The organism is Nocardioides sp. Z50_6 (genome assembly GCF_058215755.1).
Genome location: NZ_JBZAJB010000004.1, coordinates 322,922 through 338,038, shown reverse-complemented (window position 1 = coordinate 338,038; position 15,117 = coordinate 322,922). Strand labels below are relative to the sequence as shown.

The following is a 15,117-nucleotide window of genomic DNA, read 5'->3' as shown; positions in this document are numbered from 1 at the left end:
GGGGTCAGCTCAGGACGTGGTCGCCGCGTTCGTCGAAGGTCAGGACGTTCCTGCCCTCGACGGGGGACTCCATCCGCAGGGCCACCAGCGACTTCTGGCTGCTCCACTTCACGATGTCACCGACGATCTCGATGACCTCCTCCGGGGAGAAGTGCTCGAGCAGCTGGGCGCGCAGTTCCTGGGAGACGCCGACGGGGGTGAAGATCATCGCGTCGGTCAGGCGCAGCGCGACCTTGACCCGTTCGGGCAGGTCACTGGTCTCGTATCGGTCGATGGCGGCGCTGGTCTCGTCGTCGAAGCCGGCGGCGAGGGCGTCGCTCGACCGCAGCGACTGGCACAGGCGACAGTCGTGGACGCGGGCACAGCGCAGCCGGACCGCCTCGGTGACCAGGCTGTCGAGACCGCCCTGGCGGACGGCGACCCGCGCATAGCTGCGGATCGCCCGGTCGAGCGGGGTGCCGCGGCGTCCGGAGTTCCGCTCGAGGATGTCGAGGCGCGGCTTCATGGTCTCCATGTCAGCCTCCCAGGCTCTGGTCGCCGACCGGCTGGTCGTCGAAGATCGAGGCGAGCACCAGGTCGGCCCGCGAGGAGAGGTCCTGGACGTAGAGCGCCATCACGAAGTCGTAGATCTGCTCCTCGGACCACGCCGGCTTCAGGGCGTCGATGTCGGCCTGCGACACCGCGCTCACCGACAGCACGAACTGCTCGGTGAGGTTGAGGCAGGCCCGCTCGTGCTCGCCGAACAGGTCGGACTCCCACCACTGGGACAGCGCCGCCACCTTCGCCGGGTCCACCTCGGCGGGCACCGGGACGACGGACGCCGTGCCGTCGCCGGAGTGCATCTGCCGCATCCGCAGCAGGCACAGCTCGACCTCGGGGCCACGGCTCGTCGCCGAGGCCACGTCCTTCATGGCGAGCAGCTCCTCGACCAGCTCAGGAGCCCTGCGGTGGGCGTAGCCGCCCGGGGCCAGGGCGCTCATCGCGTCTGCCGGGAAGATTCCATGCGCATCAATCTTCCACCGACTCGCCGGTAGGTCAACGGCTCACTCGTAGCCGAGGATCTCCTTGCGCTTCTCGCCCCAGGCCAGCGCGGAGGCGATGGCGTCGTCGAGGGTGAGCTCGGTCTTCCAGTTCAGCAGGCGCGAGGACTTGTCGACATTCGCGAACGCGCCGACCGCGTCACCCGGGCGCGGCGGCGCCTCCCGGACCGGCACCGGCTGCCCGAAGACCCGCTCGAAGGAGGCGACGAGCTCGCGCACCGTCGTCCCTTGGCCCATCCCGACGTTGATCACCGTGCTGGGCGCGTCCTCGGCCGCCAGGACGGCGTCGAACCGCTCGACCGCGCGCACATGGGCCTTCGCGAGGTCCCAGACGTGGATGTAGTCGCGGATGCCGGTGCCGTCGCGGGTCGGGTGCTCCACGCCGGTGATGGTGAAGGCGTCCTTCATGCCGCGCGCCGCCATCACCAGCTGGCCGAGCACGTGGGAGGGCTCGCGCACGTAGATGCCGGACTCCAGGTCGGGGTCGGAGCCGACGGGGTTGAAGTAGCGCAGGATGATCGCGCGCAGCGAGGTGGCCTCGGCCATGTCCTGGAGCACCTGCTCCATCATCCGCTTGGTACGGGCGTACGGCGAGGCCGGCGCGAGCGGGTCGTCCTCGGTGACCTCGAAGTCGGCCTTCTCGGCGTACAGGGAGGCGGAGGAGGAGAAGAGCACCCGCGGCTTGCCGAGCGCGACGAGCTCGTCGAAGAGCTCCAGCGACTTCGCCACGTTGTCGCGGTAGTACTCATAGGGCAGCTCCATCGACTCCGGCACGATGATCCGCGCCGCCATGTGGATGGTGGCGTCGATGTCGGGGTGCTCGGCGAAGACCCGGCGCAGCAGCTCCCGGTCGGCGATGTCGCCCTCGTAGAAGATCCGGTCGCCGACGAAGACCCGAGGGCCGCTGAAGAGCGAGTCGAGGACGACGGGAGTGTGGCCCGCCTGCTCGAGCGCCTTGCAGGTGATGGTGCCGATGTAGCCGGCGCCGCCGGTGACGAGGATCTTCATGGTCGTCAACCCTAGCGGCGGGGCCCGACCACCTCGTAGCGCGCACACAGGAAGGCGCCGTTGCGGTCGTGCTCGACCAGCCGCAGGTCGAAGGGGCGTGGGAGGAGCGGCCGCCCGGCGCCGAGCGTCACCGGGGCGATGGAGACCATCACGTCGTCCAGCAGCCCGCGCTCGGCGAACTGGGCGGCCAGGTCTCCCCCGCCGACCACCCACAGGTCGCGTCCCTCGGCGGCCTCGACCATCGCGGCGTGCACCTCCTCCACGGGTGCGGCGGTGAAGGCGATCCGCTCCCCCACGGCGTTCAGGTCGCGGTGGGTGAAGACCCAGCTGGGGATCGTGTAGGCCCACTTCTCCCCGGTCCCGGCCATGTGGTCGACGATCCACTCATAGGTGGTGGCGCCCATCGCCAACGCCCCGATGCGGGCATAGAAGTCGTCGTAGTTCATCGGCCCCCGCTCGTCGATCTCCTGCTCGAAGAGCCAGGCGAGCGAGTCGTGCTCGTCGGCGAGGAAGCCGTCGAGGGTGGTGGCGGTGTAGTAAGTCGTGCGGGTCACGGGACTCCTCCGGTACGTCGTCGCAGCCAGGTGATGGGGTCGCCCTCCGGCCAGCTGGGGGCTACGGTGCCGAGCATCCAGCGGGCGAGCTGGCGCCGGTGGACGGAGATCGAGGCGAGCCACATCTCCTTGGTGCGCACCAGGTGGTGCAGCACATCGGCGAGTGACTCCTCCGTCCCTTCGAAGGGCAGCACCATGTGGCCCGTCAGTCGAGGGCGCCGGAACTCATCGTCGCCGCACCCCTTGGCCGCCTCGAGGAGGTCGCGGGTGTCGTCGAGGTCGTGCTCGACGAGCATCAGGAGCACCTGCCCGCTGCCCGGTGTGGGCGGCTGCTCGACCCACAACGAGGTGGGCGGGTGGAAGTGGATGCCGTTGGGCGCCGGCAGCCAGTGGGTGCCGGGCTCGGCGGGGACCGCGCTCGGCGGCTGCCCGTAGGCGCGGGCGAAGGCGCGGCTGAACCCTTCGACGGACTCGTAGCCCGCCTCGAACGCCGTACTCGTCACCGAGGCGCCCTGCCGCAGCTGCCACGCGGCCCGCTCGAGCATCACCCGGCGCCGCATCGCCACCGGCGGCTCCCCCGCACCCCGGGAGAGCTGGCGGGTGAAGTGGTACGGCGAGGCGAGGGCGCCCGAGGCCATCTCGTCGAGCGTCGTGTTCTCCTCGTCGAGGACGGCGTCGAGCAGCTCGCGGAGCCGGTCACGCCCGGGGGTGGTCTCGCTCATGAGGCCAGTCTGGTCGCTGCGGATGCCCTCGCGCCTGACCGAAGTTGCTCACCTTGGCGTGGGTACGACAAGGGCGGGCGCGCGAAAGCAAATCGGATGGACTCCAACTGCCAGGAGGTCCTCGCTGAGGCGGTCATAAGAGGACATCCCCGCTAGTACGAAGTTCCGCAGCGGCGTGGGAGCGGGGGCAACCGGTAATCAGCTCGCATGGGCGCAGAGGCAGTCGCGTACTAACCGAGCAGAATGGGCGTCAGTAGGGAAGGGGGGCCGCTAGCCTGTGCGGCGTGACGGGGAGAATCGAGCGGTTGGTGTACCGGCGCGACCACAAGTGGGCTCGGGAATTGCTGTTACTCCTCGGGGTCGAGGTGCATCCGCAGACCAAGATCGGGAGAGATCTCGTGATGCAGCACCGAGGGCAGGGGCTGGTCATTACCCCGAAGACCACGATCGGCAATAACGTCACGATCTACCAGCAGGTCACCATCGGCCGCGCGTCCCTGGATGGCACGGACGCCGAGAATGGCTTCGAGGGTGTCGAGGTGGGAGACGATGCTGTCCTCTGTGCTGGCGCGAAAGTGTTGGGCGGCGCCGGGGTGTTGCGCGTCGGGACCGGCACCGTCGTGGGGGCTAACTCAGTCCTTCTGAAGAGCACTGGCGACTGGGAGGTCTGGGGTGGAGTGCCAGCGCGAAAGATCTCCGACAGGCCCAGACCCCCGCAGTCGTAGCGGATTCGAGCAGAATGTCAGATCGGGGTGGCGGTCAGCCCCCACCGTTTGCGACCGTGAGGGCGTACCGGGTGCCGTCCGGGGAGGACAGCACCACCGCGCCGGCCGGGACGAAGGTGTCGGCGGCGATCTTCTGGTAAGGGCTCGGCGTGGGCAGGTCCCACGGGTAGCCATTGGCCACCGCCTCCGCGACGGCGCGCTTGGCGGGGCGCCCGTAGTGCACCCCGTCCTCCTCCCAGCCCGCCGCACGCCGCAGACGCAACGGGTCGTAGGGGTCGGCCACCACCGCGGCAATGTCGATGACGGCGGGGTATGCCTTCTTGAGCCAGGCGTTGAAGCTGAGCCACTGCCGCTGACGCACCGCCCCCGGCGCCGAGAAGGAGACCGACGAGAAGCATCCATAGCCCCCGACTCTTCACGAGCCAGATCATTGCGTGACACGGAGAGCCTCCGAGGGGGAACGGTCAAGTTCAGCGCAGATTTCATGGTGCGCCCCCGTCCATGACCATCCCGCCACCAGGGCCAAACGTGGCCGATTGTCCTCGGGAGGGTCGAGGTGCCGTCTGCGACCCAGGTCCGGAACAGCGGGCGCCTAAGTGACGTGACGGTTGAACGAAGTGCCTCTCGTGGAGTGGGCACGATGCTCGTAAGCAGGCCCTGAGAGACTTTCTCTCATGACCAAGTCCCGTGCCCTGATCACCGGCATCACCGGCCAGGACGGCCTCTACCTGGCCGAGCTGCTGCTGGCCAAGGGCTACGAGGTGCACGGGGTGATCCGCGGCCAGAACAATCCGCGCCGCGAGCTGGTCGAGCAACTGGTCCCCGACGTGCACCTGCACAACGGCGACCTGACCGACATGTCGAGCCTGATGCGCGCGCTCAACCTGTCGCAACCCGAGGAGGTCTACAACCTCGGGGCGATCACCTTCGTGGCCGGCTCGTGGGAGAACGCGGTGCAGACCGCCAACGTCACCGCGACCGGCGTCCTCACCATGCTGGAGGCTGTCCGCCTCCACTGTCGCAGCGAACCCAGCGCAGTCCGCTTCTACCAGGCCTCGAGCTCGGAGATGTTCGGCAAGGTGCAAGAGACGCCACAGCGAGAGACGACGCTCCTGTGGCCGCGCTCGCCCTACGGCGTGAGCAAGGTCTTCGGCCACTACATGACGATCAACTACCGCGAGTCCTACGGCATGCACGCCTCCTCGGGGATCCTCTTCAACCACGAGTCACCGCGCCGGGGCGAGGAGTTCGTGACCCGCAAGGTCACCAAGGCGGTCGCGAAGATCCACCTGGGGCTCCAGGACGAGCTGGTGCTGGGCAACCTCGACGCGCGGCGCGACTGGGGGTTCGCCGGCGACTACGTCGAGGCGATGTGGCGGATGCTCCAGCAGGACGAACCAGACGACTACGTGATCGCCACCGGCGTCTCCCACTCCATCCGCGACCTGGTCGAGATCGCGTTCGGTCACGTGGGGATCGACGACTGGCAGCGCTTCGTGCGCCAGGACGAGCGCTTCCGCCGCCCGGCGGACGTGGAGAGCGTCGTCGGCGACGCGAGCAAGGCGCGCGAGGTGTTGGGCTGGGAGCCGAAGGTGGCTTTCCCCGAGTTGATCACCATGATGGTCGAGGCCGACATCGAGGCTCTCAAGGCCGGCTGGAAGTGAGCCGGCAGGTCGTCATCGGCGTGTCCGACCCGCACGAACTTCGGGCCCCCGCTCCGGATCATCGTCATCCGGAGCGAGGGCCTCGCAGATCAGGTCTCGGACCCACCCACCGCAGGTGCGGTCAATGGGTGACGAGCTCTGCTTCGAGCCGCTGCGCGGCTGACGGAATCGCGGCTGCCTGCTCCGTGACCAGCACGACCCGGCCGATCGAGCCGGTGTAGCGATACTCGTCGCCGCGGGAGTAGTCATCGGTCACGGGCGTCCCGGGGTTTGCCCCGACGGTGAGCCGCCCCGCGCCGAACATCGCTGTCCTCGGCACTCTCCCCTCCCCGAGAAGTACCCCGTCGAGGAAGAGCCTTCCGACACCCGACCGGCCCAGCCCGCCACCGTCGTACTCGAACTCGTACTCCGCCACGTGCTCCCCCGCCGGGAGCGGTCGGTTGGCCCGCACGTGCGTCGTCTCGAGGCTGCACAGGTTGTGCGCGAAGGTGAGGATCCCCTGGCGCACGTAGAACGACAGGCCGTTGAACGAGCTGCCCAGACTCACCAGCACCCCGTCGGAGGCGTCGGAGTCGGCGATCAAGGGCACGGTGAACCGGAAGCTCCGGTTGGAGACGTTCGGGAACGAGGCGGAGGGCAGCCGGCGGGTGGTGGGCGGGAGGGTGACCCGGTTGCCCACGTCGTTGACCCTGCGGCCTGCGATCCCGGCGTCGATCCGCTCGATCCCCCGGTCGTCCAGCGGGAGCACCTGGTGGATCCGGGCCTGCTCGAGGAAGAGCTCCTGCAGCGCGGCGAGCCGCTCGGGCTCCTCGGTCGCGAGGTCCCGTGCCTGGGAGAAGTCCCGGGTGATGTCGTAGAGCTCCCAGACGTCGTCCTCGAAGGGGATGGGATCGGTGTTGGAGAGATCCCAGGGCGACCGGTGCTTGGTGACCGCAGTCCATCCCTGGTGGTAGATCCCCCGGTTGCCGAAGATCTCGAAGTACTGCGTGAGGTGACGGTCGGCGGCAGCACCGTCTCGCAGCGCGTAGAGCATCGACGTGCCCTCGATCGGGCGCTGCACGATCCCGTCGACCCGCTCCGGGTGCGGGATCCCCGCGGCTTCCAGCACGGTGGGTGCCACGTCGATCACGTGGTGCCACTGGGTCCGGAGCGCGCCGCGGTCGGCGATGCCCGCCGGCCAGTGGACGACCAGGCCGTTGCGGGTGCCACCGAAGTGCGAGGCCACCTGCTTGGTCCACTGGAACGGCGTGTCCATGGCCAGCGCCCAGCCCACGGGGTAGTTGGCGTAGCTGGTCGGACCGCCGATCTCGTCGAGCCGCTCGAAGATCTCCTCGGCGGTCTCGGGGAGCCCGTTGTAGGTGCGCTGCTCGTTGAACGTGCCGGTCTGGCGACCCTCGCAGGACGCCCCGTTGTCGCCGAGTATGTAGAGGACCAGCGTGTTCTCGAGCTCGCCGCTCTCACGCAGGTGATCGATGAGCCGCCCCACCTGTGCGTCGGTGTGCTCGGCGAAGGCGGCGTAGACCTCCATCAGTCTCTCGGCCACGGCCCGCTCGGTCTCGGTGAGCTCGTCCCAGTGCGGAGCGCCGTCGGGCCAGGCGGTGAGCGCCGTCTCGGTGGGCACGACTCCCAGTTCCTTCTGCTTCGCCAGGGTGCGCTCACGCTGCTCGTCCCAGCCGTGCGAGAACTGGCCGCGGTACCGGTCCTTCCACGACTCCGGGACCTGGAAGGGCGAGTGGGTGGCGCCGAACGGCAGGTAGGCGAACCACGGCTTCCCCCGGTCCACGCTGCGGACCGAGTCGATCCAGTCGGCCGCCCGGTCCACCAGGTCCTCGGAGAGGTGGTAGCCCTCCTCAGGCGTGCGCGGTGGCTCGACCTGCGTCGTGCCGTCGAAGAGGGCCGGGTGGAACTGGTCGTCGGCGCCGCCGATGATGCCGTAGAACTTGTCGAACCCCTCCTCGGTGGGCCAGTGCGTGAAGGGACCGACGTGGGTGATCTCCTCCTGCGGGATCTGGTGCCACTTGCCGAAGACGCCCGTGGCGTAGCCGTTCTCCTTGAGCACCCGTGCCAGGGGGGCGGCGTCAAGCGGTCGGATCCCGGTGTAGCCAGGCGCGGTGGAGGCGAAGTCGGTGACGACGCCCATCCCCACGCTGTGGTGGTTGCGCCCGGTGAGCAGCGCCGCCCGGGTGGGCGAGCAGATCGCGGTGGTGTGGAACCGGTTGAACCGCAGGCCGTCCTCGGCCAGCTGCTCGGCGACCGGCATCGCGCAGGGCCCACCGAAGGCGGAAGAGGCGCCGAAGCCCATGTCGTCCAAGAGCACCACCAGCACGTTGGGGGCACCGTCGGGCGCCTCCACCCGGGCGGGCGCCGGGAACGGGGTGGCCTGCTGACGGTAGTCGTGCTGGGCCTCGACGTCGGGGCGGCTCAGCACGATCGGAAGGTCGGTCCGGTTCATCGGGGTCTCCTCGGGGGGACGGCGGGCGGCGGCGGATCGTGTGTCGGGGGTGGCGCTCACTGGCTCACCAGCTCGGCGCGCAACTGGTCGGCAAGGGAGACCTCGAGCGAGTCGGGTCCGGAGACGAGGGTCACCGTGTGCACCGTGCCGGTGTAGGGGTTCCCGGCCCCACGGGCGTAGTCCTGGGCGACGGGTGAGCCGCGGTCGATCCCGACGTTGGTGGTCTCGTTGGTGGAGAAGGTCATCGGGGTGGTCTGCGCCAGCCGCCCCTGCCCGGCAAGGGCCCCGTCGAGCCACAGCTCGACCGTCCCGCCCGCACCGAACGCGTCACCGTCGAAGTGGAAGAGCACGTCCAGGAGGTGCCGTCCCGCCGGCACCGGCTCGTCGGAGACCACGCTCGTCCAGTCGACCCCGAGTCGGTTGTGCACGTAGCGCACCTGTCCCGCGACGAGGTGGACCGCCAGCCCGCCAGGCGACCCACCGTGCGCGACGAGGACGCCGTCGCTGGCGTCGCTCTCAGCGGTGAAGTCGACGGTGATCCGGTAGGAGGTGGACGTGAGCCGCGGGGTGCCACGCATCCCGACGTAACGGTCGGCCGGGGTGAGGGTGACGCTGATCTCGCTGGGGAGCGTCGGCGGCCCCTGCTCGCCGGCCACCGGGAACTTCCCGACCCGGTCGTCCAGCGGCAGCACGTGGTACTTGCGGGCCTCGGTCAGGAAGAGCTCCTGCAGTTCGGCGAGCTTCTCGGGGAGCTGGTCAGCGAGGTCGTGGGCCTGCGCCCAGTCGGTGTTGGTGTCATAGAGCTCCCAGCGGTCGTCGGCGAAGGTCAGCGCTTCGCGGCTCGCGATCTCCCAGGGGGTGCGGTGCTTGCTGACGGCGGTCCAGCCGTTGTCGTAGATCGCCCGGTTGCCGAAGATCTCGAAATACTGCGTGGTGTGCCGGTCCTCTGCCTCGCGGTCCTCGAAGGTGTGCCGGAACGAGACGCCCTCGATCGGGTCCTGGGCGACACCGAGCAGCTCCTCGGGCTGGGGCAGCCCGGCGGCCTCAAGGATCGTGGGCAGCACGTCGATCACGTGGGTGAACTGCTCGCGGAGCTCGCCGCGGGCCTCGAACCCGGCCGGCCAGTGCACGATCATCCCGTTGCGGGTGCCGCCGAAGTGGGAGGCCGCCTGCTTCGTCCACTGGAAGGGGGCGTTCATCGCCACCGCCCAGCCCACCGGGTAGTGCGGGTAGGTCTCCGGGCCGCCGATCAGGTCGGCCTGGTCCACGACTCGCTGCGGGTCCTCGACGAGCCCGTTGATCGTGAGGTGCTCGTTGAGAGTGCCGCCGAGACCCCCCTCGGCCGCGGCGCCGTTGTCGCCGAGCACGTAGACCAGCAGCGTGTTGTCGAGCTCGCCGGTCTCCCGCAGGAAGTCCACCAGCCGACCGATCTGGGCGTCGGTGTGCTCGGCGAAGGCAGCGTAGGCCTCCATCAAGAGCTGGGCGGCCTCCTGCTCGACCGGTGTGAGCTCGTCCCAGAGCGGTACGCCGGGGGTCCACGGGGCCAGCTCGGTCTCGGGGGGCACCACACCGAGCTCCTTCTGCCGCGCCAGAGTCGCCTCCCGCTGCGCGTTCCACCCCTCGGCGAAGTCGCCGCGGTTGCGCCCGCGCCAGTCGCGCGGCAGGTGGAAGGGCGCGTGGGTGGCGCCGAAGGAGAGGTAGGTGAACCACGGCTTGTCGTCGCTCGAGCGACGAACCTGGGTGATCCACTGCTTCGCCTGGTCGACCATGTCTTCGGAGAAGTGGTAGCCCTCCTCCTCGGTGCCAGGCACGTCGATGGCGGCGGTGCCGTCGTAGAGGGTCGGGGTGAACTGGCTCGACTCCCCGGAGTTGATCCCGTAGAACTTCTCGAAGCCCTCACCGGTCGGCCACCGGTCGAAGGGGCCGGCCGGAGTGATCTCCCAGTCCGGGGTCTGGTGCCACTTGCCGAACGCTCCGGTGGCATAGCCGTTGAGCTTGAGGACCTGCGCCAGCGTCCCTTGGCTGGGCTCGCGCATCGCGTCGTAGCCCGGTGCATTGGTGGCGAAGTGGGTCAGGTTGCCCATCCCCACCGTGTGGTGGTTGCGCCCGGTGAGCAGGGCCGCCCGGGTGGGCGAGCAGATCGCCGTGGTGTGGAACCGGTTGTACCGCAGCCCGTTCTCGGCGAGCTGCTCGCTGACCGGCATCGCGCAAGGCCCGCCGAACGCCGAGGAGGCACCGAACCCCATGTCGTCGAGGAGGATCAGCAGCACGTTCGGGGCCCCCTCCGGCGCGGTCGGCACGCCAGGGCGCGGGAAGGGGACTGTCTGCTGCTGGATGGTCTCCGCAGCCTCGACGGGCTCGGTGGTGAAGTGGTGCGGCAGGCGAGTGCGGTCCATTGAGGATCTCCTGGTGTGGGCGGTGGGTGGACTGGCGAGCAGGTCGAACGTGAGCTGGGCCCGGCGTCAGGCGTCGTTGGCGCAGCGGAAGCCGACGTTGGCCGAGGTGGAGTGGGGGTCGTTGCTGGAGCGGGCGGCGACCCGGTAGCGGTTGCAGTAGGAGTCGTGACAGAGGAAGGAACCACCGCGCATCACTCGCTGGGCCCCTGTGTCGGGACCGCGAGGGTCTTCGAGGGGCGACTCGGCGTACCAGGTCGGTGAGAACCAGTCCTGGCACCACTCCCAGACGTTGCCGGCCATGTTCCACAGGCCGTGCCCGTTGGGGCGGTAGCTCTTGGCCGGGGCGGTCGTGAGGTGTCCGTCGTCCTCGGTGTTCTGCGTGGGGAACCGGCCTTGCCAGATGTTGAGCCGCCAGGAGCCGCCGGGGACGAGCTCGTCACCCCACGGCAGCCGCTTGCCCTCCAGGCCGCCGCGGGCGGCGTACTCCCACTCGGCCTCGGTGGGGAGCCGTTTCCCGGCCCACCGGCAGTAGGCGTCGGCGTCGTGCCAGGTGATGTGGACCACCGGGTGGTCGGGCTTGGCCTGGGAGCGCGCGCCGTGCGGGTGGCGCCAGTCGGCGCCTCGTACCGCGAGCCACCAGGGAGCGGAGTCGACCTGGTGCAGCACGTCGCTCGCAGGCGCGTCGAGTGCCAGGTGGAAGACCGCGGAGACCCCGAGCTGCTCGGCCTCCGTGACGTAGCCGGTCTCCTTGACGAACCGGGCGAAGTCGCGGTTGACCACTGCGGTCTCGTCCAGGAAGAAGTCCCGCAGCTGTACCCGGTGCACGGGGGTCTCCCCGTCGGCGGGGTAGCCCTCGTCGTGGTGGTCGCCCATCGAGAACGAGCCGCCGGGGATCCGGACCTGCCGCTTGGTGGGGCGCTGCGACGCCCGCGGCACCCCGTCACGGCCCGGGTTCGGTGTGGGCAGCAGCGCAGCTCCCGGCGCACCGGCGCCGAGTCCGCCTCCGCAGCAGCTGCTCATGCCGTCACCGAGATCTCGTCCACTGCCCTGTCGCGGTGCCGTGCTGCCGCCCGGTGGGCGTCCGACGCACGGGCCGAGGGGTCCGGGACAGGGACGGCAGCGAGCAGGGCCCGGGTGTAGTCGTCACGCGGAGCGGCGAACACCTCGGCGGCCGCGCCCTCCTCCACCACCCGGCCGGACCGGAGCACGGCGACCCGGTCTGCGACCTGGTGCACCACCGCGAGGTCATGGCTGATGAAGACGCAGGCGAAGCCGAGCTCGTGCTGCAGCCGGGTGAAGAGCTTCAACACCTCGGCCTGGATCGAGACGTCCAGGGCGCTGGTCGGCTCGTCGGCGATCACCAGGCGCGGAGAGAGCACCAGAGCTCGGGCCAGGGCGACCCGTTGCCGTTGCCCGCCCGAGAGCTGGTGCGGCAAGCGGCCGGCCAGGGAGGTGGGAAGCCGCACGGCGGCGAGGAGCTCCTCCACCCGGGCCTTCCGCTCGGCCGTCGTACCCACCCGCTGGATCTCCATCGGCTCCCGGATCGAAGCGCCCACGGTCAGTCGGGGGTCCAAGGACCCAGCCGGGTCCTGGTGGACCAGCGCCAGCTCGCGGCGCAGTCGCTGGAGCCCGCCGGCGCGCAGGCCCGCGAGGTCCTGCCCGGCGACCTCGACCCGTCCGCCGCTCGGGGAGACGAGGCCAGCGACCAGCCGACCCAGGGTGGTCTTGCCGGAGCCGGACTCCCCGACCAGGCCGAGGATCTCGCCTTCCCGCACGTCGAGGGTGACCTGATCGACGGCGCGGTAGGGGGCGTTCCCGTGCCGGCCCGCGAACTCCACGGAGACGTCGTGCAGGACCAGAGCGCGTGCCTCGGGGCGAGCGACGAGCGGCCGCTCCGTCTCTGCGGCACCCGCCGGCGTCGCCTCCGGCATCCGGGGTACGGCGTCCAGCAGTTGGCGCGTGTAGTCGTGCTCGGGTGCCTCGAAGAGCTGAACCGTGCGAGCGGCCTCCACCACCTCGCCGGTCTTGAGCACCACCACCCGGTCCGCACGCTCGGCGACCACCCCCATGTTGTGGGTGATCAGCAGGATCCCCATCCCCGTGCGGTCGCGCAGGCCGAGGAGCAGGTCGAGGATCTCGGCCTGCACCGTGACGTCCAGCGCGGTGGTGGGCTCGTCGGCCAGCAGCAGCTTGGGCTCGTTGGCCAGGGCCAGGGCGATCGCCACCCGTTGCTTCTGGCCACCGGAGAGCTGGTGGGGGAAGTAGTCGAGGCGACTCTCCGGCTCGGGCAGGTCGACCTGACGCAGCAGGTCGAGGGCCAGCGCCCGACCCTCGGCGCGTGAGATCTTGCGATGCGCCCGGATCGCCTGGAGCAGCTGCCAGCCCACCCGGCGCACCGGGTTGAGCGCACTCTGCGGCTCCTGGAACACCAGGGCGACCTGAGCCCCGCGGACCTGGTTGAGCGCCCGCTCGCCGGCACCCACCATCTCCTGGCCGAGCACCTTCACCGAGCCTCGGACCGTGGCGCCCTCGGGCAGCAGCCCGAGCACGGAGCGAGCAGTCATCGACTTGCCCGACCCGGACTCCCCCACCAGGGCGACGACCTCCCCGGCGTGCACGTCGACGTCGATCCCGGCGACCGCGGGTCGTGGGTGGGCGAAGTCGATGTGGAGGTCACGGACCTGTAGCAGCGGTGCGGGCATGTCTATCTCTTCCTCGAGTGGGCGGCGAGCGCCTCGGAGACCAGGAGCAGGCCGAGGACCAGGACCGCGACGACCACGAGCGGACCGATCACCGCCGTCGGGGCGTGGTACATCACGCGAGTCCCCTCCTTGATCAGGGAGCCCAGTGACGGCGTCGGCGGGCTGACCCCGAGGCCGAGGAAGCTCATCGCGCCCTCGATGAAGACCGCCACGGACATCCCCAGCGCCAGCTGCACCATCAGCGGTTCGAGGCTGTTGGGGAAGACGTGCCAGCGCAGGACCCACCAGGAGGAGGCACCGGCGACCCGGGCCGACTCCACGTACGGCAGCTCGCGGATCGTGAGCACCGAGGTGCGCATCAGGCGGCCGAACGCCGGAATCTCGGCGATCACCACGACGGCGGTGACGGTGACCAGCCCCGGCCCGACCAGCATGGTGAGGGCGATGGCGAGGATGATCGTGGGGAAGGCGAGGATCAGGTCGAGCAGCCGCTGGAGCAGCACGTCGGCCCACGCCCAGAACGAGGCGGCCAGCCCCAGAAGCGATCCCAGGGCCGCCCCCACCGGCACGGCCCCGAAGACCACCAGCAGATCGACCCGGATCCCGTGGAGCATCCGGGAGAAGAGGTCGCGGTTGACCTCGTCGGTTCCGAGCAGGTGGGCGCCGGACGGCGGGAGCATGTTGGCGCCGGGGACCTGCTCGTTGGGTCCGTAGGGGGACAGCCAGGGCGCCAGCAGTCCAGCGAGGACGACCACCCCGACCAGGACGGCCCCGACCAGCCCGCGGCCACGCGTGAGCGCGCGCCACACCTTCTCGGGCTCGGCGCTGGACTCGTCTGCGAGGACGGCGGCGTCCAGCACCGCGACGGGCTCGAGAGCGGGTTCCTGCACGCTCATGCGGCACCCCCCAGCCGGATCCGCGGATCCAGCCATGCGTGGGCCAGGTCGGTGGCCAGCTGGACCACCACGAACACCGTGACGGAGAGCAGGAGCATCACCTGCACCAGCGGGTAGTCGCGCCCCGAGATGCCGCGCTCGAGCAGGTGGCCCAGGCCCGGCCAGGCGAAGATCGACTCCACGATGACCGCGCCTCCGAGCAGGTGCCCGACCTGCAGACCGGTGACCGTGATGCTGGCCGGCAGGGCGTTGCGCAGCACCTGGGTCAGCACGATGCGGGTTCGCGGGATGCCCAGGGCACGGGCGGTCACGACGTACGGCTTGTGCATCTCGGTGCGCAAGCCGGCGGTGAGGAACCGGGTCAGTGAGGCGGCGATCGGAGCCGCCAGGCAGACCGCCGGCATCACGAGGTACTGCAGGGTGATGTCGGGGCGTGCCGACAGTCCGCCCGGCGGCTCCCCGCCGGCGGGAAGCACCGGCCACAGCACCCCGAGCAGCAGCACCAGCACCACCCCGGTCACGAAGTTGGGGACAGCCACCGCCAGAGTGCTGAAGGCGGTGACGAGGCTGGTCAGCCAGCGCTTCTCGACAATCACCGAGAGGGTGCTGACAGCCAGCGCGACCCCGACCGCCAGGGCGAGCGCCACCGCGGCGAGGACCAACGTGTTGCCCGCGGCAGCGAGCACCAGCTCGTTGATCGGCCCGCCGACCACCATGGAGCGGCCGAGGTCGAGGGTGAGCAGCGCCCCGACCCAGTTGAAGTACTGAGCGACCTGAGAGCCGGTCAGACCGAGCTCCTGGCGCAGCGCCTCCAGCGCCTCTGGCCCGGCGTCGGCCCCGGCGAGCACCGTGGCCGGGTCACCGGGGACGAGCCGGAGCAGGGTGAAGACCAGCACGGACGCGACGGTCAGCACCCCGAGCGCCGACGGGATGCGGGAGAGCGCGTATCGGGCCACCC

General features: G+C 70.2%; 14 protein-coding genes. 2 read left to right on the top strand and 12 right to left on the bottom strand.

Going from position 1 to position 15,117, the window contains the following annotated elements:
- Positions 1–4: 4 nt before the first annotated feature.
- The 5 genes from AC4BGE_RS12525 to AC4BGE_RS12505 form a co-directional block, all read right to left on the bottom strand.
- A complete protein-coding gene (locus AC4BGE_RS12525; protein WP_490575496.1) occupies positions 5–514 on the bottom strand; it encodes a carboxymuconolactone decarboxylase family protein in 510 nt (169 codons plus the stop codon).
- 1 nt (position 515) lies between these two features.
- Positions 516–980: a carboxymuconolactone decarboxylase family protein gene (locus AC4BGE_RS12520; RefSeq protein ID WP_490575495.1), complete on the bottom strand. Its 465-nt coding sequence runs from the start codon at positions 978–980 to the stop codon at positions 516–518.
- Between the two features lie 63 nt (positions 981–1,043).
- On the bottom strand, positions 1,044–2,048 hold the full coding sequence (gene galE / locus AC4BGE_RS12515) for a UDP-glucose 4-epimerase GalE (RefSeq protein WP_490575494.1): 1,005 nt from the start codon (positions 2,046–2,048) through the stop codon (positions 1,044–1,046).
- An 11-nt stretch (positions 2,049–2,059) separates the two neighbouring features.
- Complete coding sequence (locus AC4BGE_RS12510) at positions 2,060–2,602, bottom strand: dihydrofolate reductase family protein (RefSeq protein ID WP_490575493.1); 543 nt, start codon at positions 2,600–2,602, stop codon at positions 2,060–2,062.
- Positions 2,599–3,324, bottom strand: a complete 726-nt coding sequence (locus AC4BGE_RS12505) for a helix-turn-helix transcriptional regulator (RefSeq protein WP_490575492.1) — start codon at positions 3,322–3,324, stop codon at positions 2,599–2,601. The genes AC4BGE_RS12510 and AC4BGE_RS12505 overlap by 4 nt, the downstream gene beginning before the upstream one ends.
- A gap of 284 nt (positions 3,325–3,608) precedes the next feature.
- On the opposite strand from AC4BGE_RS12505, the gene AC4BGE_RS12500 reads away from it, so the two are divergent.
- Positions 3,609–4,049: a serine O-acetyltransferase gene (locus tag AC4BGE_RS12500; protein ID WP_490575491.1), complete on the top strand. Its 441-nt coding sequence runs from the start codon at positions 3,609–3,611 to the stop codon at positions 4,047–4,049.
- 34 nt (positions 4,050–4,083) lie between these two features.
- On the opposite strand, the gene AC4BGE_RS12495 is transcribed toward AC4BGE_RS12500, so the two are convergent.
- Complete coding sequence (locus tag AC4BGE_RS12495; protein ID WP_490575490.1) at positions 4,084–4,410, bottom strand: hypothetical protein; 327 nt, start codon at positions 4,408–4,410, stop codon at positions 4,084–4,086.
- A gap of 313 nt (positions 4,411–4,723) precedes the next feature.
- Between AC4BGE_RS12495 and gmd the strand changes: the two genes are divergently transcribed.
- On the top strand, positions 4,724–5,713 hold the full coding sequence (gmd, locus tag AC4BGE_RS12490; RefSeq protein ID WP_490575489.1) for a GDP-mannose 4,6-dehydratase: 990 nt from the start codon (positions 4,724–4,726) through the stop codon (positions 5,711–5,713).
- Between the two features lie 121 nt (positions 5,714–5,834).
- On the opposite strand, the gene AC4BGE_RS12485 is transcribed toward gmd, so the two are convergent.
- From AC4BGE_RS12485 to AC4BGE_RS12460, 6 genes are all read right to left on the bottom strand, one after another.
- On the bottom strand, positions 5,835–8,165 hold the full coding sequence (locus tag AC4BGE_RS12485) for an arylsulfatase (protein ID WP_490575488.1): 2,331 nt from the start codon (positions 8,163–8,165) through the stop codon (positions 5,835–5,837).
- Between the two features lie 56 nt (positions 8,166–8,221).
- Positions 8,222–10,561, bottom strand: a complete 2,340-nt coding sequence (locus AC4BGE_RS12480; RefSeq protein ID WP_490575487.1) for an arylsulfatase — start codon at positions 10,559–10,561, stop codon at positions 8,222–8,224.
- A 66-nt stretch (positions 10,562–10,627) separates the two neighbouring features.
- Positions 10,628–11,581, bottom strand: coding sequence for a formylglycine-generating enzyme family protein (locus AC4BGE_RS12475; protein ID WP_490571261.1), 954 nt, complete (start codon positions 11,579–11,581; stop codon positions 10,628–10,630).
- Positions 11,578–13,263 carry a dipeptide ABC transporter ATP-binding protein gene (locus AC4BGE_RS12470; protein WP_490575486.1) on the bottom strand — a complete coding sequence of 562 codons (1,686 nt, stop codon included), beginning with the start codon at positions 13,261–13,263 and terminating at the stop codon, positions 11,578–11,580. The genes AC4BGE_RS12475 and AC4BGE_RS12470 overlap by 4 nt, the downstream gene beginning before the upstream one ends.
- Before the next feature lie 2 nt (positions 13,264–13,265).
- Positions 13,266–14,159 carry an ABC transporter permease gene (locus tag AC4BGE_RS12465; RefSeq protein ID WP_490575485.1) on the bottom strand — a complete coding sequence of 298 codons (894 nt, stop codon included), beginning with the start codon at positions 14,157–14,159 and terminating at the stop codon, positions 13,266–13,268.
- Entirely contained in the window at positions 14,156–15,115 is a 960-nt protein-coding gene (locus tag AC4BGE_RS12460) for an ABC transporter permease (RefSeq protein WP_490575484.1), read from the bottom strand. Before AC4BGE_RS12460 ends, AC4BGE_RS12465 begins: the two co-directional genes overlap by 4 nt.
- Positions 15,116–15,117: the final 2 nt, after the last annotated feature.